Source organism: Cupriavidus sp. IK-TO18 (assembly GCF_015549295.1).
Classification (GTDB): domain Bacteria; phylum Pseudomonadota; class Gammaproteobacteria; order Burkholderiales; family Burkholderiaceae; genus Cupriavidus; species Cupriavidus oxalaticus_A.
Genome location: NZ_JADGMP010000008.1, coordinates 56,840 through 75,330 on the forward strand (window position 1 = coordinate 56,840; position 18,491 = coordinate 75,330).

Sequence of the window (18,491 nt, forward strand, 5' to 3'; positions counted from 1 at the left end):
TTGTGCACAGCTGGCCCGCCCGCCGGTCCCGCCCCGCTTCACCGCAGCGGCTTATCCTTGGTACAATGGCACATTAACTCCTTGATTCCTAAGTGAATTTGGAGTTGTTTGCGTTCTGCGGTCGCCGACTACAAACGACGAAGGATAAATTCAATGCAATTGGTCAAAACCTCGCGAGACAACCTGCTGCGTCCGCTGCAAATCGTGAGCGGCATCGTGGAGCGCCGCCACACCCTCCCGATCCTGGCCAACCTGCTGATTCGCAAGTCCGGGTCGAACGTGTCCTTCCTGTCGACCGACATCGAAATCCAGATCACCACGCATGCAGAATGCGGCGTTGGCAACGACAGCGTCGCCACCACCGTGGCCGCGCGCAAGCTGCTCGACATCCTGCGTGCCATGCCTGACGGCGACGTGGCCCTGTCGCTCAATGACAAGCGCATGACCGTGCAATCCGGCAAGAGCCGCTTCGCACTGCAGACGCTGGCCGCTGAAGAATTCCCGACCGTTGCCGAAGCCAGCGAATTCAACGCCAGCGTCACGCTGCCGCAGAAGACCTTCAAGCACCTGCTGGCGATGGTCCACTTCGCCATGGCGCAGCAGGACATCCGCTACTACCTGAACGGCATGCTGCTGGTGGTGGAAGGCAAGAAGGTCATGGCAGTCGCCACCGACGGTCACCGCCTGGCCTACTGCGGCGTAGAGCTGGAGAACGAAGCCGCCGGCGTCGGCGCGCGCCAGGAAGTCATCATCCCGCGCAAGACCATCCTGGAACTGCAGCGCCTGCTGGAAGACAACGACGATCCGGTCACGGTGCAGCTGGCCGCCAACCAGGTCAAGTTCACGTTCGCCAATATCGAACTGATCTCCAAGCTGGTCGAAGGCAAGTTCCCCGACTTCCAGCGCGTGATCCCCAAGGGCTACAAGAACGCCTTCGCGATCGACCGCGTGCGGCTGCAGCAGGCGCTGCAACGCACCGCGATCCTGACCACCGACAAATTCAAGGGCGTGCGCTGCATCCTCGACACGCACGTCCTCAAGATCAGCTCCACCAACGCCGACCAGGAAGAGGCGCAGGAAGAGCTGGAACTCGATTACTCGGGCGACGCGCTCGATATCGGCTTCAACGTGACCTACCTGCTCGACGTACTCGCCAACCTGAAGAGCGAGCAGGTGCAGGTCAGCCTCGGCGACTCGAATTCGAGCGCGCTGATCACCGTGCCGGAAGACGACAACTTCAAGTACGTCGTCATGCCGATGCGCATCTGATGATCCGGTAACAGGACACGCAGAAGACGAGCTACCGGAGCAGCAAACGGCACGCATTGACACCCGGCCCGGCCGGGAAGTCCTGGGGATAGGCATCCCGCAGCGGGGGCAGGATCGATATGACGATCCGCCCCTTTTGCCGTTTTTAGTAACCCGCCATGCGGACCCTTCGCGCCCCGCTGCCAGCATCCAGAGCATGCCGGCCCGGCCCGAAATCCGTATTCGCCGCAAGTAGGAAAGACATGACCGAACAGCAGAAACCGCAACAGGAAAACACCTACGGAGCCTCCTCGATCCAGATCCTGGAAGGCCTGGAGGCGGTACGCAAGCGCCCGGGCATGTATATCGGCGACACCTCCGACGGCACCGGCCTGCACCACCTCGTCTTCGAGGTGCTGGACAACTCCATCGACGAAGCGCTGGCCGGCTACTGCACCGAGATCCAGGTCACCATCCACAGCGACAACTCGATCTCCATCGTCGACAACGGCCGCGGCATCCCGCCCCTGGTCAAGTTCGACGACAAGCACGAACCCAAGCGCAGCGCGGCCGAAATTGCCATGACCGAGCTGCACGCCGGCGGCAAGTTCAACCAGAACAGCTACAAGGTATCGGGCGGCCTGCACGGCGTGGGCGTGTCCTGCGTGAACGCACTTTCCAAGTGGCTGCGCCTGACCGTGCGCCGCGACGGCCAGGTCCACCTCATCGAATTCGCCAAGGGCGATGTGCAGAACCGCATCATCGAGACCGTGCCCGGCCCCGACGGCCAGCCCGTCGAAGTCTCCCCGATGAAGGTCATCGGCGCCACCGACAAGCGCGGCACCGAAGTCCACTTCCTGGCCGACGAAGAAATCTTCACCAACGTCGAGTTCCACTACGAGATCCTCTCCAAGCGCATCCGCGAACTCTCGTTCCTGAACAACGGCGTCCATATCAAGCTGGTCGACCAGCGCACCGGCAAGGAAGAAGACTTTGCCTTCTCCGGCGGCGTGAAGGGTTTTGTCGAGTACATCAACCGCGCCAAGACCGTCCTGCACCCCAACATCTTCTACGCCAACACCGAAAAAGACGGCATCGGCGTGGAAGTGGCCATGCAGTGGAACGACGGCTACAACGAGCAGGTGCTCTGCTTCACCAACAACATCCCGCAGCGGGATGGCGGCACCCACCTGACCGGCCTGCGCGCCGCGATGACACGCGTCATCAACAAGTACATCGAAGAAAACGAAGTCGCCAAGAAAGCCAAGGTGGAAACCACCGGCGACGACATGCGCGAAGGCCTTGCCTGCGTGCTGTCCGTGAAGGTGCCCGAGCCCAAGTTCAGCTCGCAGACCAAGGACAAGCTGGTCTCGTCAGAAGTGCGCCTGCCCGTGGAAGAACTCGTCAGCAAGGCCCTGACCGACTTCCTGCTGGAAACGCCCATCGACGCCAAGACCATCTGCGGCAAGATCGTAGACGCCGCCCGCGCCCGCGAAGCCGCCCGCAAGGCCCGCGAAATGACCCGCCGCAAGGGCGTGATGGACGGCATGGGCCTGCCCGGCAAGCTGGCCGACTGCCAGGAAAAAGACCCCGCCCAGTCGGAACTCTTCCTGGTGGAGGGCGACTCCGCAGGCGGCTCCGCCAAGCAGGGCCGCGACCGTAAGTTCCAGGCCATCCTGCCGCTCAAGGGCAAGATCCTGAACGTAGAGCGCGCCCGCTTCGACAAGATGCTGTCCAGCCAGGAAGTGCTGACGCTGATCACCGCGCTGGGCACCGGCATCGGCAAGGACGACTACAACCTGGACAAGCTGCGCTACCACCGCATCATCATCATGACTGACGCGGACGTGGACGGCTCGCACATCCGGACGCTGCTGCTGACGTTCTTCTATCGGCAGATGCCTGACATTATTGAGCGCGGCTATGTGTATATCGCGCAGCCGCCGTTGTACAAGATCAAGCATGGCAAGGAAGAGCGGTATATCAAGGATGATGTCGAGCTGAATGCTTATCTGTTGAAGCTGGCGATGGAGAAGGCGGTGCTGGTGCGGCCGGATGGTAGTGAGATCAGTGGTGATGCGCTGACCGAACTGGCTCGTCAGTACCAGCTGACGGAAGGCGTGATTGGTCGCCTGTCGCGGGTGGTGGATACGGATGCTCTGCGTGCCATTGCGGACGGCGTGACGCTGGATCTGGATAGTGCTGCTGCGGCGGAGGCTTCAGCGGTGGCGCTGAAGGCTAAGCTGGCTGAGATGCATGCCAAGACGTTGATTGGGGCTGCCGTCAATGATGATGGTACGGCTGATGTGTATGCGCAGTTTGATGAGAAGACTGACAAGCATCGGCTGATGATTGCGCGGCGTCATCATGGCAACGTGCGGTTGTCGCATCTGGATGCGGACTTTGTTCATGGGGCTGATTACGCTGCGCTCTCCAATGCTGCCAAGACTTTCCAAGGGCTGACGCCGGAAGGGACTAAGGTGCAGCGGGGTGAAGGGGATAAGCTGCGGGATCAGACTGTCAATGACTTCCACGGGGCCATGCAATGGCTGCTGGCTGAGGCTGAGCGTGGGGTTTCTCGTCAGCGGTATAAGGGGCTGGGGGAGATGAATCCTGAGCAGCTGTTTGAGACGACTCTCGACGTTACGCAGCGGCGACTGCTGAAGGTACAGATTGAGGATGCTATTGCGGCGGATCAGATCTTTACCACCCTCATGGGTGATGAGGTGGAGCCGCGGCGGAACTTTATTGAATCCAATGCATTGGTGGCGCGGAATATTGATGTGTGATTTTGCCAAGTTAGTGAAAACCACTTGCTGCAGTTGATGAAAAATGGCGCTTCTCAGCGCCATTTTTCATGCGATGCAGCATGGCACCTAAGTGGGTACGCTTGTGCCGCGGACTCTTAGGGCTCAAACGCAATGCCAACAACTTCCCGAATCTCAGGGTGCCGAAGCTTGCATCCGTCGCCCAGATAACGGCGAGGCAGCGAGCCTCAAGTAGAACGGCGCACGCCATCCGCGCTTCGCGCCGTTGCATTGTCGCTAATAAGCTACAGCGGCATACCGGCTACCACACCGAGCCCCCTAGAAACCAGCCCTCTTGGTTCCGACAGATGATGTCGCGAGCCGCCGCAATGGCAAAACAACATAGTGCAACGAAGACCGCACCCGAACTGGTGGCGAAAAAAGAGCACATTTTGGCTGACGGGTGCGGCTGTACCGAAATTTCCACTTTTCGGTAACAATTGAGGCGATTCAAAGGCTCGGAACTTTCCGAGCCATCGCCGATGAACTGCGCCGCCGCGACCCACCCGGGATTAGAACGAGCAATGCCAGCAGCCCCCAACAAGGATACGGTCGAGTCTCGTAGCGCTAATTCGATTGCCGCCGATGCCATGCCGCCCCTAAATCAAATCCTCTTCGGCCCGCCGGGAACCGGAAAGACATACGAAACAATCAACGCCGCCTTGGAAGTGCTGTCGCCCGAGTTCCTCGCCGCACATGGCGATGATCGGCGAGCATTGAAGGCACATTTTGATGCTCTGGTTGCTGCCGGAGACATCCGCTTTGTCACCTTCCATCAAAGCTTTAGCTACGAAGACTTTGTCGAGGGCATTCGTGCGGAGCAGACGGAAGACGGCCAACTAAGCTATTCGGTCGTGGACGGTGTGTTCAAGAGTATCTGTCTAGCGCTTCGTAGTAGTGATGTATCCAATCGCGCGGATGGTGCGGCCACGGCAGCATCTTTTAAGGTTGGTGAGAAGTTTGGTAGCGGATACCAAGTGACGTATGCGTCGGCGGACATTCTCGAGCTGAAAAAGCCGAACGGTAACGGATTGGCATTCAGCATGCGGATGCTGGAACTCCTTGCGAGCTTCGTGCGCGGTGGTCAGATTACGATTGAGGACATCCGCGAAAAGCGTGTTTTCGACAAGCTGCAGAACTCCACGCTGGAGCCCTATCTGGTCAACGGGTACAACAATATCCTGCCTGCGTTCGTCGATCGGTTGCTGACGAGCCCAGCCGTTGCGTCCGGACCAAATGCAGAAGCAGCGAAGCCAACGCGCAACGCCAAGGTTTTGATCATCGATGAAATCAACCGACGCAATGTTTCCCGCGTTCTGGGAGAGCTTATTACTCTGATCGAGCCTTCCAAGCGAGCGGGATGCCCCGAGGCGCTGGAGGTCACGCTGCCGTATTCGAAGGATCGTTTTAGCGTTCCGCCAAACCTTCACTTGATTGGAACGATGAACACGGCCGACCGTTCGCTCGCCGGGCTCGATCTGGCGCTGAGGCGGCGATTCAGCTTCCGCGAAATGCCGCCGCGTCCGGAGCTGCTGGAAGACGTTGATATTGACGGCATTAACGTCGCGGCGTTGCTTCAAGTGATGAACGAGCGTATCGAGTTGCTGCTGGATCGGGATCATTGCATTGGGCACGCCTATTTCATGCCCCTAGTGGAGTCACCGACGCTGGATGCCTTGGCGCAAGTCTTCCGCGCGAAGATCTTGCCCTTGTTGCAGGAGTATTTCTTTGAAGACTGGCTGCGCATCCAGTGGGTGTTTAATGATCACCGCAAGTCAGTCGAACATCGATTCGTGCACAAGCCGACCAGTAATGTGGCGCAGCTCTTCGGTGAAGGCGTTGGCATTGGAGAGCAGAATCAACGCTGGACGATCAATGAGCTGGCGTTCTCCCAAGCAGAGGCATACATCGGGGTAATCGACCCTCTGGGAGGGACAGGCGCGTGAGCGCTTCTGTCACCGTGCGGGAGTATGCCAGGCTAACGACGGCTCCCATCGCCGAAGCCTCTCTCGACCGTGCCCAGATTTCGGCGTCAGCGTTTGAGTGGCTGTGCCGCCTGAATGCGGAGATCAGCCCCTCCGGAACTTCTCTGGTTCAAGTGGAAGACCGACGCTGGCTGAGGCTCGACAACTATGTCGGCGTCATTGAAACGCCTTGCGGCACGCGGATTGAAATTCTGCCCAAGCACGAGGAAGAAGCTACCGACGCGGCGACCAGTCGAGCACTGATGTGCCGAATGATCGCCGGTGCAATGGACCTTCCGGTGCGGGAGGTTGGCGAGACTGCACTGCAGCGCTTCAATGCGCCGCTGACCGAGTGGGTCATAGCGCAGTTTTTATCCGCACTGGACCATTTGATCAAGCGAGGTGTGCGGTCCGACTATGGGCGCGTCGAAGCAGCGGAACGCCACCTTAGAGGACAGTTGGACACCGTGCGACAGCTTCGCTTGCCGCCGGGCCGACAGCACATCTTCCAAATTCGCCACGACATCTATTCCCCGGATCGGCCGGAGAATCGGCTGCTTAAGCTAGCGGTGGAACAGAGCTGTCAGCGGACGCAGAACCCGGCCAGCTGGCGGCTCGCGCAGGAGCTGCGAACGCTCTTCCATGAGATACCCAGAAGCGCTGACGTGGCCGAGGATTTCAAGCGCTGGCGGACTGATCGGCTTATGGCGCACTACCAAGCAGTAAAGCCTTGGTGTGAGCTTGTGTTGTCGCGGCAAATGCCTTTGTCTGTCGTGGGCGCGTGGCAAGGCATTAGCCTACTTTTTCCGATGGAAAAGCTGTTCGAGCGCTACGTGGCCGCGCATCTCGGCAGGGCACTGCACCCGGATGCGCGTCTCATCACGCAAGCAACCGCCCGCTCCCTGTGCTTGCACGACGGCGGCGCAATGTTTCGGCTACGGCCGGACCTGCTCATTGAGCAATCGGGAAGACGTTGGGTGCTAGACACCAAGTGGAAGTTGGTTGACGGTGCCAACAAGACTAAGAACTATGGTCTCAGCCAAGCCGACTTCTATCAGCTCTTCGCCTACGGCCAGAAGTATCTATCCGGAAAAGGCGAGCTTGCGCTTATCTACCCTCGGCGGAGTGCCTTTAAGGAGCCGCTTCCTGTATTCGAGTTCGACCCGGAACTCAGGCTCTGGGTCTTACCATTCGATTTGCACAGTGGCCGTTTGTTCGAGCGAGGCTTCACCAACCTGCCGCTTCTGCGTACGGCAAACAGCATGAATACCGTTACTAGGGCCGAGGCGATTTCAGTGTGAACGCTTCTGGATCAGAAGCATCTGAGGGCCCCCGCTTTAGCTTTGTCAGCGCTGGTTGCCGTATGTTTTGAGACTCCGCTGCATTGTTCCGAGCAGACTGCCGATGGAAACTGGCTGCGTCACCACAGCAATGGTCGACCAGGTTTGACAGCCTGAATCCATGCAAGCCGGACGAGCTACGAGGCGGTATCCTCTCGTCTTTCGCCTACGCAGACCCTTACGGGCGAGCCGCGGCGGGGGAGCCCTCGGGCTCGCCGGCCCTTGCATCCGGTCTGTCAACCCTGCTTCGTGCTCGCCCACCCGATTGACAGCGGACGGCGGGCCTCTATCACCAATGCAAGGAGGTTCGCAATGCAACCCATCACCCCGGCTCCCCAAGAGCCCACCCTCGCCCAAAAACAATCCCAACTAGCCGAAAACCTGGCCAAAGCCGACCGCGCCCAGTTCCGCCGCCGCGCCAAAGCCGTCCCACCGCAACCCAGCAAAGCCGCCACCCTCGAAGACCACATCCTCGAAGCCAGCGACGATCTGCTGCGCGTCAGCGCTGGCCTCCAGTCCGTCCTGACCTTGCTGGACCTGCAGGCCGGCGATGTCCCCGACAGCATCGGCCTCCACGCCCTGCTGTCGCCGCTCAAGCGGCAGATTGACCAAAGCGCCGACCGCCTGCAGGCGCTTGTCTGACGGGACACAGGCCTGCGCAACGCGGGTCTGAAAGCAGAACGGCGCGAGCCCACTGGTCTCGCGCCGTTCTGGTTCTGATACTGCGAAGTGCCACAAGCTGACGCCTCAGTACTCCCTCAACACCCAACTGCTGATCGCCGCAAAGTACTCACGCAGCCATGCATTGAATCGAAGGTACAACGGCGTCTCGGCCCCCACGCCGAATGCCTTCCCAAATCCTGCCTTCCGCGCAATCCCCACCGCCCGCCGCACGTGGAAATCGCTGGTCACCACCACAATCGCACCCGCAGCACCAACGCCCTGCCCCTCCAGCAACCGCCGGCTGAACACCAGATTCTCTTCAGTACTGGTACTGCGTCCTTCCCGAATCACCTTGTCCGTCGCTATCCCACGAGCAACGAGGTAGTCAGCCATGATGTCCGCCTCAACACACCGCAGCCCAAAGTCCTGCCCACCACTCACAACAACCTTGGCCCCAGGCCACCGCTGCGCCTGCACCAACCCCTGATCCAGCCGCGCAATCAACGTCGGCGACGCCTCACAGTTAGGCGTACCAGACCCAAGAATGACAATCGCCTTCACCGACGTCCCCGCCGGCACGGACACGCCCATGCCACTGCGGATGCCATAAAAGAACACCCCGACAGTCACCAGCCACACCGCAAACGCACCCCACCCCGCACGCCAAAGCAACTCCCGCCGCCGATCAGCCTTCCGCCACCGCGCCACGCCATCCCAACACAACGCGAGCAACAGGAGCGCAATACCAATACCCCCCGGCAACGTGATGCCGAGACTGAACAACCCCATCCCCATCAGCGCAACAGCATCCCCAAGCAGCACAGCACCAACCAGCGCCAGGCCAATGCGCACCCAATGCCTGCTGCGTTTCACCGCCGGCCCTGCGTCCACCACCTCAGCTAAGACATGCCGCATTCACCACCCCCACCGACAACGAAATCACCCCCATCACCGCCCCAACCCCCCGGTTGTCATTGGAGATCGCCTCACCGACACCCCCCAACGCCCGCGCCGCCACCAGGTAAGCCACCACCTGCACAGCAAACGCCCCAAGCGCCCACAACAAGAACATCCCAAACGTAGCGTTATGCTGAATGCTCGACGACAACGTCAGCGAGAACCCCAACGCCGCCCCGCCCAGCGACAACGCCGCCGCCACGTTCCCCTCGCGAATCAGCTGGAATTCCCGATGCGGCGTCACCCGCGTATAGACCAGCAGGAACAACCCCAGCAAGCCAAAGCTGGTGACGATATAGATCAGGTAGGCAAGCGCCGGATGCATGGCATTGACCATAGGTTCGACTTGTTGTCAGTGGATCAGGGAAGGAAATAAGACACAGCGAAAGCGAAGCAACACTCAACCGCCACCAGACCGCCCGGAGCTGCCAAACCGGCTGGCAAAGCCACCCCGCGACACCACCGGCGCGCGCGACACGGCTGCGGCGCGCATGGACAGCCCCATGGATTGCCCGCGGCCGAGCGAACTGCGGCGCACGGTGGCTTCTTCCACATCGCGGCGTTCGGCGTGGATGGCGCCCATTGCTGCTGCGTGCGCATGCCGTTGCTGTCGTAGGCAGTCATCGGCCGCAGCGGGCCGGAGGACATGTCGCGCTGGGTCTGCGAGCCGTCGGGGTGATAGACGGTGCCGCTGGCGGTGTAGTACGGGCCGTACCAGCGCGCGTAGTAGGCGGTGCTGCCATGGCCGCTGCCAGAACTGCCGTTGGCGCCCGGGCTGCTGGCGGCGTCGGCCAGGCTGGAGCTGTAGAGGTTGCGCGTGTCGTCGGCCGGCACGCTCTCGCAGTCGTTGGGCGTGTTCCAGTCGGCTTCGCAGTCTTGCAGCGTGGCGTAGCTGGCGCGGCGGACGGTCACGCCGGGATCGTCGTCGGCGTCGTCGCTGCAGGAGCCCAGTGCCGCTGCGCCGGCGACCACGGCGCAGGCGCCGATGATCCACAGCGTGGGCGACTTCTTCGGCTGGGTGTTGTAGGCCTGCGCCTGCCATGACACCTTGGCGGAGCGGCTGGGCCTGGGGCTGTAGGGGCTGTCGTACTTCGACGGCCGTTGGCTGCCCGGCTTCTTCTTGGCCATTTGCTTACGCGTTCGTGAAGTAGTGTGGAACGAAGAAACTGGTGTTCCTGGCGATGGGCCCGGATTCCTCGCGCACGCACAGGCCGCTGGGCACGTCGTCGACGATCCAGACGCCCAGCGTGGTGTAGCGGCCGTCAAAGCGCCGCGCCGGCGAGTAGGCCTGGTAGATGAAGCCTTCCTCGCCATACTCGCCGGGGTTGTGGACGTGGCCTTCCGGGGTGAGCAGGGTCACGCTCTCGCCTTCGCGCGACAGGAAGGGCTTTTTGGCGTGCGGCTGGCCGGCGAAGCGGCCGGGGTCGAAGCTGGCTTCGAGCAGGTTGGGGTGTCCCGGGAACAGCTCCCACAGGATCGGCAGGATGGCCTTGTTGGACAGCACGGCCTTCCACGGCGGCTCGACCCAGCGTATGGGGCTATGCGCGAGCTGGTCGCGGTAGTCGGAGGTGGCCATCCATTCCCATGGGTAGAGCTTGAAGACGACTTCCATCGGCACGTCGTCGGCGTCATAGAAGCCGCCGCGGCCGTCGGTGCCGATGTCTTGCAGGTCGACCAGCTTGACGGACCAGCCGGCCTGCAGCGCGGTGTCCATCAGGTACTCGGTGTTGCAGATGTCTTCCTGGCTGTCGAACATGCATGCAAAGTGCAGCACGCTGGCGTTGCGGTAGTGCTGGCGCAGCCATTGCCAGCGCGCCACCAGCGCCTCGTGCAGGCTGTTGAACTGGTCGGCCTGCGGCTGCACGGATTCTTTCCAGTACCACTGCGCCACGGCGGATTCGATCAGCGAGGTGGGGGTGTCGGCGTTGAACTCGTACAGCTTCGGCACGCCGTGCTCGTCCAGCGTCATGTCGAAGCGGCCGAACAGCGTGGGCTCGTCGCGGTCCCAGGAGGTGCGGATCAGTTGCGCGAAGTCCTGGGGGATGGCCAGGCGCGCGAACAGGTCGTGGTCGATCACGTGCTGCACGGCTTCCAGGCAGCGCTGGTTGAGGTCATACGCGGCGGCGTACAGCGTTTCGATCTCGTGCTTGCTGAAGGCGTAGGCGGCGTCTTCGCGCCAGTAGAAGAAGGTGTTGTCGTCGACTTCGCGCGGGACGTTGAACTCGTCCAGCGAATGGAAGTGGAAGCCGACCTTCTCGAGTTCGCGCGGCCAGTCGCGGCGCGGGGTCTGGGGGATGCGTTGCATCAGCAGGCCATTGTCGGAGACGTTGCAGGTTGGCAGACGACGGGTGGCGCGGTGGCGTCGTTGAGCAGGAAGTCGGTGAAGGCGAGCGACGTGGCGCCCGGCCGCGGCAGCCAGTCGGTGAAATGCACGCTGAGCGGCGCCCACCAGTGCTCGGCATCGGCCAGCACGGGGCGGAAGTCGAGCGCGTCGGATTCCACCACGCCGCGCGCGGGGTTGGCCAGCATCCACTGCATGCCGGCGACCAGACTCGATGCCACCTGCAGGCTGGTGGCGGTGTTGTACGGCGCCAGCGAGCGCGCGCGCTGCACGGACAGGCGCGAGCCGTACCAGACCGCGCCGTGCCGGCCGCTCATCAGCAGCACGCCGAGTTCGTCTTCGCCGCACTGGATCTCGTCGCGCGGGATGCGTTCGCCGCGCACGCGCGGTGCGGCGCGGTCGTCCAGCCATTGCATCGACACCTGCGTGGCGGTGGTGGGGCGATAGGCGTAGTAGACGGTGGGGCGGTATGGCGGCTGGCCGGTGGTGATGTTGCTGGTCAGAGTCAGGTACTCGGCGATCGAGATCGATTCGTTGTGCGTGATCAGGTACGCGTCGAAGGGGCCATGCTGCGGCGACCATGACCGAACGCGCGTGCGGTGCCCGGGCCGGTCCAGCGCGATGGCAGCGCCGCTGCCGTAGCCGTGGCGATAACCGTCGGGCGGCAGCGTGGGCTCGTGCGTGCCCCAGCCGAGTTCGGCGTCCTGCAGGCATTCTGTGATGAAGCCTTCGGCGGACCAGGTGTTGGCGAATTCGCCGTCGCGCGGGTAGCCGGGAGCTTGCTGGCTGTCGTACTCGGCGACCTGGATGACACGCACGTCGAGGGCGCGCGCGAGTGCGGCCCAGTCGGCGCGGTCTTCAGGCTCGGGCAACTGCAATCCCGCGTTGCCGGCCAGCGCCATCAGCGCGGCCTTGACCAGCACGGACACCAGCCCGGGATTGGCGCCATGCGCGATCAATGCGGTCGGCAGGGATTCGCGGCCGCGGGCGAAGGCGAGCATCTCATCGCGCAGTGCGTAGTTGCTCAGGTGCGAGGCTTGCGGGTCGGCTTCGTAGTCCCATGGTTCGATGCCGGCGTCAACGTACAAGGCGCCGTGTGCCTGCGTCAGTGCGATCAGGTCGCGGCTGCAGACGGACGGGGCGAGGTTCAGCACGAAGGTGCCGGGGCTCAGTAGCGGGCCGAGTACCGTTTCATGGTTGCCGGCGGTGATGTTGGCCTCGACGGCATGCAGGCCGTGTCTGGCTACGAGTTGCATGCGCGTGTGGTCGAGCACGCGGTCGACCACGGTTATCGCCGCCTTTGGCCAGGTTCTCTCCAGCAGCGGCAGCACAGCCTGGCCGATGCAGCCGAAGCCGACGATGACGATTTGTTCGATCACGCAGACCTTTCCGCCCGTAATGGCGATCGGCCATGCCGGCGCTGCGGTGGTTGCCGCCACGCCGGCCCCGGGCCGGGCGCCTGGTTTTTATTCGTTTTGTCTGGAGTTGCCAGAGATGGCGAAGGCAATACTATCGCGGGCAATGGTTGCTGCCAAGCATGCGCGCAGACCTTGGCAACGCAGGCGGTATGCCGAGGAGTTGATGGTGACGGGCCTGCTCGCGGTATGGTGGGCGGCCAATGGGCCCAGCGATGAATGACCAAGCGGGCAAGGCCGCTTATCTGCCCGCTTGGCTATCTCGGGATCTTGCGGATATCCCGCACAGAATAGTAGAGCCCACTCATCTTTGGCGCCTTGCTGGAACCAGTGAGGGGAGCAATGTAGGCAGCTCGTATGTTTTGAAGCGAGCCGCTTCGCCCCAACCCTTCAAAATTGGATGCCACGCAATAGTAGGCTCGCGCTTTGTAGCGCACGATCCCGTAGACCGCCTGAGTTGGATCGATTCTCTCTGGACTCTCTTTCCCCACTCGCTTGGCTTTGAGGATTGACATCCTTTGTGAGCCAACTATAAGCAGATCCCCTTGGCTTCTGGCGCTGGATGCATACCCGTAGCTGATTCCTTTATGCTGATAGCTCAGGACCGAATACCCGCGTATCTCGTCGTCGCTGATGGTGGCCTCGCCACCAAGCTCCTGGTATGTGCCAGCCTTGTAGCTTTCCATCAATACGCAGCTGTCAAAAACCGGCGACGGCACTTGGGCGAAGGCCTGGGGAGCGAGCGCCAAGCCAGCAAAAATCGCCACTATCAGCTTCGCAGGTATCCCTTTGTGTCCGGTGCATAGTGGCCCCTTGGCAGGCTGATCGGTATCTAGGTATTCCCAGGCGACGCGGCAGCAGTTGGGCTGGTCTTTCGCCGGCTGGTTCTGAACGAGGACGTACAGGTACTGGGAAGTGTGGAGGACATGCCCGCAAGAGCGGACACCGCGAGGGATAGTATGCAATGCGCGTCTCCCTGGTTATCAAATGTTTGCCCCGCTATCTATAGCGAAAGGCGCGGGGAAGGAATTTGAGTTGTGTCCTGGGACTCGCAAATATCGCCAATTTTCAAATTTGCCAGCTCGAGCCTGCGGGCAAGCCGATCCGCGTGTAGCGCCTGCCGACGACGATCGCCTCTGCGGGAGGGGCCGTCGTGACCAGGGTCCGCGCTACGGCAAAGGGGCTCTTCCGCGAAGCCGTCGATGCAGTCAAGAGCATCGGGCAACGGATCTGGGTTGGCGTTGGCAGATGGCTGTGAGGAATCTCCCGCTTGGAGGACTTCTTCGGATGCCGTGTTCAAGCAGAAGTCTCGTCGCTACATATGGCGACTACCCTTCCAAAAAGCCGGAAAAGTCTGATTTATGCCGTTACTGCACGCGGCTATAAGGGAGTTCCACCTTTTAAGGGAGAGGACTCCATGATGAAGGGCATTGTTTGCAAGGGCGATGGCACGACGCACGGCGGGACCGTTCTGGAAGGCATTCCCAACTTTCTGGTGCACGGCGTGCCCGTGGCTGGCGTAGGGCATATGGTGTTTTGCCCGAAGTGCAAGGGCGCCTTCCCGATTATCGAGGGCGACTCCGGATTCACCGCACACAACTACTCCGTGGCGCTTCATGGGATGCGTACCGCATGTGGCGCCCTCCTTATTTCATCAACTAGCGGATTCGCCAATGTCGAGTATCCAAGAGGCATAGGGTCTGCCTACGTCGGAGCAGGTAGTCCACGGTGCGACACGGACACAGGCACAGACTCGACAGTCGGCTTCGACGATCGCTATGTGCTGTTGGATAGCAAGACAGCGCAGCCGCTTGCCAGCACTGAATATGCGATACGTCGAGCCAGTGGTAACGCTGAGTTTGGCGTAACTGACGTTGAAGGCAGAACGCACCTATTGGCAGCTGACGCGCAGGCGGAAGACGTCACAATCTTCGTTGAGGGGTGAGCCATGACGAATCAGCTCGTATCTCCAACCTCTGGCAAGACCTTGATTCGCCAGGCAACGCGGACGACCACGCCCGTGTCGGCGGACGAACCAAAGCCTGTTCAAGTCGAGCGAGCGTTCATCGAAGTCGTGATCTTCGATGGCCGTCTGATTAGTCGTGGTTCACAGTTCGGCCACGTGGCCATAGAGATCGATGGCACCGTTTACAGCCGCGCACCTTCGACCTATTTCAAGGGGTCCTATACTAAGTACCTGCGCAGCAATACGGCACAAACCGTGTCGGACGAATCGGGAAGCCATCCTGGCATGTATCGGGATGGCATTGGCATGTACCTTTGGGTGTCACCGCGTGAAATGAAGCTGATCCGTGATGAACTGGAAAGACGGGTCGCCGAGAACTCTAAGTACAGCCTGTTCGGCAATTCGTGCAGCACCAATGTCGCTGATGTACTAGAACTGGCGGGGATTCTTGCGCATGACCCACGCGGTTTCGATCTGGTTTCGCCGGCTGACGTGCTGATGGGGCTGAGAAGATCGAATCGGCTTGTTGAGGAGCGACACTACAAGAAGGGCTATGAAGGTGGCGCGTCGGGAAATTGGTAAGCGCAGATCCTACGTCATATGGCTAGGTCTCGCAGCGGTTGCTGTTGTTCTATTCGGCCTGGTCGGCGGCTATCGCCTGGATTTCGAAAGCCGGGTCGTGGCGAAACGTGTTGCGCTATACCAGGAATGGGAAGGCATGCTAGACCCTGCGGCGAAGGTCGTTGGTTATGTCGAGCCCGGCACCGAGTGCCGGTTGTTTCAGGTCGGCGCGAAATCGATACTGAACTTCCGGGTCAGGTGTGGCAACCTGATCGGTTGGACGGCCGAAGGCTATTCATTCGACCCGCCCATCACTACGCGCTGACGGAAGAATGGAGTCCGCCAAATTGGCGAGACTCCATTGTCGCAATTGGTAGGTCCAAGAACGAAGCCCAGACGAGCCCCCGACCAAAACACCGAAGGACGCCGCTCGCCTCAAGTCACGGCGCTCACAAACGCCTCGAACGCGCTGGCCTCCACCGGCGGACAAAAGAAGTGGCCTTGCCCGTAGTCGCAACCAGCGGCCACCAGGATATCGCGCTGCGACTCCGTCTCCACGCCCTCGGCAATCACCCTGATGCGCAGTGCATGCGCCATGCTGATGATGGCGCGGCACAAGGCCACGTCGTCCGGGCCCCGCGTCAGCGAGCGGATGAAGGACTGGTCGATCTTGATGTAGTCAATGTCCAGGCGCCGCAGGTACGACAAGGACGAGTAGCCGGTGCCGAAGTCGTCGAGCGCGATCTCGATGCCGGCTGCCTGGAAGCGGGAGAGCTGGTCCATGACATCGGCGTTCTGCTTCATCAGCGAGCCTTCGGTGATCTCGATGACGAGGCTGCCCACCGGCACGTTCCTGCGCTCGATCATGCTGGACCAGGACTCGGGCCCGCTCGCAGGCGCGCAGAACTCCACGGGTGATTTGTTGACCGAGATCTGGAAGCCCTTGCCCAGCACCACCTGCCAGCGCGCAAGCTGGTCCAGCGCTTCGGTCAGCACCCAGCGGCCGATGTCGATGATGAGGCCGGATTCCTCCGCAACGGCAATGAAATCGGCCGGGTGGATCGGCCCGCGCACCGGATGGTCCCAGCGGATCAGGGCCTCGGCCTTGCAGACCTTGCCCGTGCGCAGATCGACAATGGGCTGGTAGTGCAGCGCGAACTGCCCGGACGCCAGCGCCGTGCGCAGGTCCTGGGTGATGCGCAGGCGCTCCCTCTCCACCTGCAGCAGCGTCTGGGTGAAGACCTTCCAGCGATTGCGGCCCTCATCCTTGGCGGCAAACATCGCCTGGTCGGCGCACACCAGCAGGGCCTCGGCGTTGTCAGCGTCCCTGGGCCAGGTGGCCACGCCGATGCTGGCCGACACCACCACCAGCTCGCCGGCCAGGTGGTAAGGCGCGGCAATCCGCTCCAGGATCGCCTGGGCAATGCCCCCGGCAACGCCGGCATCGCCCACTGCGGGCAGGATCACGGTGAACTCGTCGCCGGCCAGCCGCGCCACGGTATCTGTCGCGCGCACCGATGCCGCAATGCGCCGCGCCGCCTCCAGCAGCAACTGGTCGCCCTGGTCGTGGCCGAGGGTATCGTTCACCTCCTTGAAGCGATCCAGGTCGATGAACAGTAGCGCCAGCACATCCTGCGTGCCGCGCGAACGCTCGATCTCCTGATTCAGCCGGTCGAAGAACATGCGGCGGTTGGGCAGATCCGTGAGCGCATCGAAATTCGCCTGGTGCCGGATGACTTCCTCCGCCTGGCGCTTCTCGGTCATGTCATGGATCAGCGCAACGCGGCAGCGCTCGCCATACGCGTGGGCCAGGTAGGTATCCACGGTCAGGTAGGCGGGAAACTCGCTGCCGTCCTTGCGGCGGATCGAGAATTCGCCGCTCCATCTGCCCTTGGCTGCCACGGTGGCCCGCAGGCGTTCGACCAGCCCTGCCGCATTGCCTGCCCCGCTGACGCTATAGCCCGAGCGGCCCCTGATCTCCTCGGCTGTATAGCCGGTGGTAGCGGCAAAGGCCGGATTCACGTCGATGATGGTGCCATCGAGCGACGTCACCACCATGGCCTCGCTGCTGGACGAATAGACCAGCGAAGCCAGCCGCATTTCCTCCATATGGCGCCGTCGCTCCGCCATGGAGCGGCGCAGGCTGTAGTACAGCAGGGCAAGCAGCAGCGTGGAAGCCATGGCGCCAGCCAGGGCAACGCGGCGATAGACCTCGTAGGGCGCCAGCACCAGGCCGACCGACTCGCCCACCACAAAATTGAGGCCGAACTCCGGCAATCGGTAATAGCCGAAGACCCGCTCCACGCCTTCGGAGCCCGACACCGCCCGATAACTACCAGACGGGGGCGAGCCGCTGGCGAGGTAAGGCCTGTTGCTGGCCGTCCTGGCCAGCGTGCCCTCCAGGGCCGGCACGCGCGCAAGGACCTGGCCGGAAGCCTTGATGACCGACGCCACTTCGCCATCGCGGTCAGTGAACGTCTGCGCAAAGCTGGCGAACTGCTCCGGACTGACCGAGACCACGATGACCCCGTCGAAGCTGCCCGCGCGCAGGATGGGGCGCGTGAACTGGATCGACCATTTGCGCGAGACCTTGCCCTTCACCGGGTCGCTGATGAACAGCATGTCGCGCCCGCCCGCGCTCTGATGGACCCGGAAATGCTCGCGCCCGCTCAGGTCGACTTTCTCGCCGGGCGTGGGCGAGGCAATGGACGAGTAGAGGAGCAGGCCATGCTTGTCGATCACCGACACCTGGAACGACAGGTCCACCACCAGGTTCTGCCGCTCACGCACCATCTCGATGAACCCCGGCTGGCCGGCCAGCCAACTGGCCCGCAGGTCCAGGAGGAACTCGGACAGCCGCAGGATGCTGGATTTCGAGTACGCGCCGAACGCCTGGGCCTGCGCCTGGGTACGCTTCTCGGCGTCGTGCATCAGGCGGTCCCGCTCGCTCACGAGCTGAAACGCCGCGAACGCCCATGTTGCTATCAGCCATGCCGCCGCCGCCAGGTTCAACGGGGAAAAGACCTCGCGCAGGCGCTGCAGCGCCTTGCCATAGCGGGTGGTCGAGCGTTCTGGCATCAAATGGGTATCGCAGCGCAGCGAAGAATCGACATCGATAGCAGGCTAGTCGAGGTCAGCGAACCCGACAAGCAGCACGCACTCTAGTCCCATGCTCACCGCGTGATGCCGAGGCCGGCGTGCGCCGAAAGCGGCACGTGGTGATCTTGCC

At 61.9% G+C, this 18,491-nt stretch carries 16 protein-coding genes; 9 read left to right on the forward strand and 7 right to left on the reverse strand.

Annotated features, from left to right (window positions below; genetic code table 11):
- Positions 1–153: 153 nt before the first annotated feature.
- The 5 genes from dnaN (at position 154) to IPF36_RS08085 (ending at position 8,001) form a co-directional block, all read left to right on the forward strand.
- Complete coding sequence (dnaN, locus tag IPF36_RS08065; protein WP_116320112.1) at positions 154–1,269, forward strand: DNA polymerase III subunit beta; 1,116 nt, start codon at positions 154–156, stop codon at positions 1,267–1,269.
- 242 nt (positions 1,270–1,511) lie between these two features.
- Complete coding sequence (gene gyrB, locus IPF36_RS08070; protein WP_195427730.1) at positions 1,512–4,037, forward strand: DNA topoisomerase (ATP-hydrolyzing) subunit B; 2,526 nt, start codon at positions 1,512–1,514, stop codon at positions 4,035–4,037.
- Between the two features lie 500 nt (positions 4,038–4,537).
- Positions 4,538–6,001 carry an McrB family protein gene (locus tag IPF36_RS08075; protein WP_218959518.1) on the forward strand — a complete coding sequence of 488 codons (1,464 nt, stop codon included), beginning with the start codon at positions 4,538–4,540 and terminating at the stop codon, positions 5,999–6,001.
- Positions 5,998–7,320, forward strand: coding sequence for an McrC family protein (locus IPF36_RS08080; RefSeq protein WP_195427731.1), 1,323 nt, complete (start codon positions 5,998–6,000; stop codon positions 7,318–7,320). Before IPF36_RS08075 ends, IPF36_RS08080 begins: the two co-directional genes overlap by 4 nt.
- A 351-nt stretch (positions 7,321–7,671) precedes the next feature.
- The gene (locus tag IPF36_RS08085; RefSeq protein WP_195427732.1) at positions 7,672–8,001 is read left to right on the forward strand and encodes a DUF1484 family protein; all 330 of its coding nucleotides are present in this window, start codon (positions 7,672–7,674) and stop codon (positions 7,999–8,001) included.
- Positions 8,002–8,106: 105 nt separating this feature from the next.
- Here IPF36_RS08085 and IPF36_RS08090 read toward each other — a convergent pair whose 3' ends face one another.
- Genes IPF36_RS08090 through IPF36_RS08110 form a run of 5 tightly spaced genes read right to left on the reverse strand, consistent with a single transcriptional unit; the run spans position 8,107 to position 12,699 of the window.
- Positions 8,107–8,874, reverse strand: a complete 768-nt coding sequence (locus IPF36_RS08090; protein WP_368671126.1) for a YdcF family protein — start codon at positions 8,872–8,874, stop codon at positions 8,107–8,109.
- Between the two features lie 43 nt (positions 8,875–8,917).
- A complete protein-coding gene (locus IPF36_RS08095) occupies positions 8,918–9,316 on the reverse strand; it encodes a DUF350 domain-containing protein (protein WP_195427734.1) in 399 nt (132 codons plus the stop codon).
- Positions 9,317–9,339: 23 nt separating this feature from the next.
- A complete protein-coding gene (locus IPF36_RS08100) occupies positions 9,340–10,107 on the reverse strand; it encodes a hypothetical protein (RefSeq protein WP_255519709.1) in 768 nt (255 codons plus the stop codon).
- Between the two features lie 4 nt (positions 10,108–10,111).
- Positions 10,112–11,284, reverse strand: coding sequence for a glutathionylspermidine synthase family protein (locus tag IPF36_RS08105; protein WP_195427735.1), 1,173 nt, complete (start codon positions 11,282–11,284; stop codon positions 10,112–10,114).
- Positions 11,284–12,699: a saccharopine dehydrogenase NADP-binding domain-containing protein gene (locus IPF36_RS08110; RefSeq protein WP_195427736.1), complete on the reverse strand. Its 1,416-nt coding sequence runs from the start codon at positions 12,697–12,699 to the stop codon at positions 11,284–11,286. The genes IPF36_RS08105 and IPF36_RS08110 overlap by 1 nt, the downstream gene beginning before the upstream one ends.
- Between IPF36_RS08110 and IPF36_RS08115 the strand changes: the two genes are divergently transcribed.
- Positions 12,680–12,958 (forward strand): hypothetical protein, encoded by a 279-nt coding sequence (locus IPF36_RS08115; RefSeq protein ID WP_195427737.1) that lies wholly within the window; start codon positions 12,680–12,682, stop codon positions 12,956–12,958. The genes IPF36_RS08110 and IPF36_RS08115 overlap by 20 nt on opposite strands.
- A gap of 34 nt (positions 12,959–12,992) precedes the next feature.
- Here IPF36_RS08115 and IPF36_RS08120 read toward each other — a convergent pair whose 3' ends face one another.
- Positions 12,993–13,700, reverse strand: a complete 708-nt coding sequence (locus IPF36_RS08120; protein ID WP_195427738.1) for a hypothetical protein — start codon at positions 13,698–13,700, stop codon at positions 12,993–12,995.
- A 452-nt stretch (positions 13,701–14,152) separates the two neighbouring features.
- Between IPF36_RS08120 and IPF36_RS08125 the strand changes: the two genes are divergently transcribed.
- Genes IPF36_RS08125 through IPF36_RS08135 form a run of 3 tightly spaced genes read left to right on the forward strand, consistent with a single transcriptional unit; the run spans position 14,153 to position 15,587 of the window.
- Positions 14,153–14,680 carry a PAAR domain-containing protein gene (locus IPF36_RS08125; RefSeq protein WP_218959519.1) on the forward strand — a complete coding sequence of 176 codons (528 nt, stop codon included), beginning with the start codon at positions 14,153–14,155 and terminating at the stop codon, positions 14,678–14,680.
- A gap of 3 nt (positions 14,681–14,683) precedes the next feature.
- Complete coding sequence (locus tag IPF36_RS08130; RefSeq protein WP_195427739.1) at positions 14,684–15,283, forward strand: hypothetical protein; 600 nt, start codon at positions 14,684–14,686, stop codon at positions 15,281–15,283.
- On the forward strand, positions 15,255–15,587 hold the full coding sequence (locus IPF36_RS08135; protein WP_195427740.1) for a hypothetical protein: 333 nt from the start codon (positions 15,255–15,257) through the stop codon (positions 15,585–15,587). Before IPF36_RS08130 ends, IPF36_RS08135 begins: the two co-directional genes overlap by 29 nt.
- A gap of 110 nt (positions 15,588–15,697) precedes the next feature.
- Here IPF36_RS08135 and IPF36_RS08140 read toward each other — a convergent pair whose 3' ends face one another.
- Positions 15,698–18,340, reverse strand: a complete 2,643-nt coding sequence (locus IPF36_RS08140; protein ID WP_195427741.1) for an EAL domain-containing protein — start codon at positions 18,338–18,340, stop codon at positions 15,698–15,700.
- Positions 18,341–18,491: the final 151 nt, after the last annotated feature.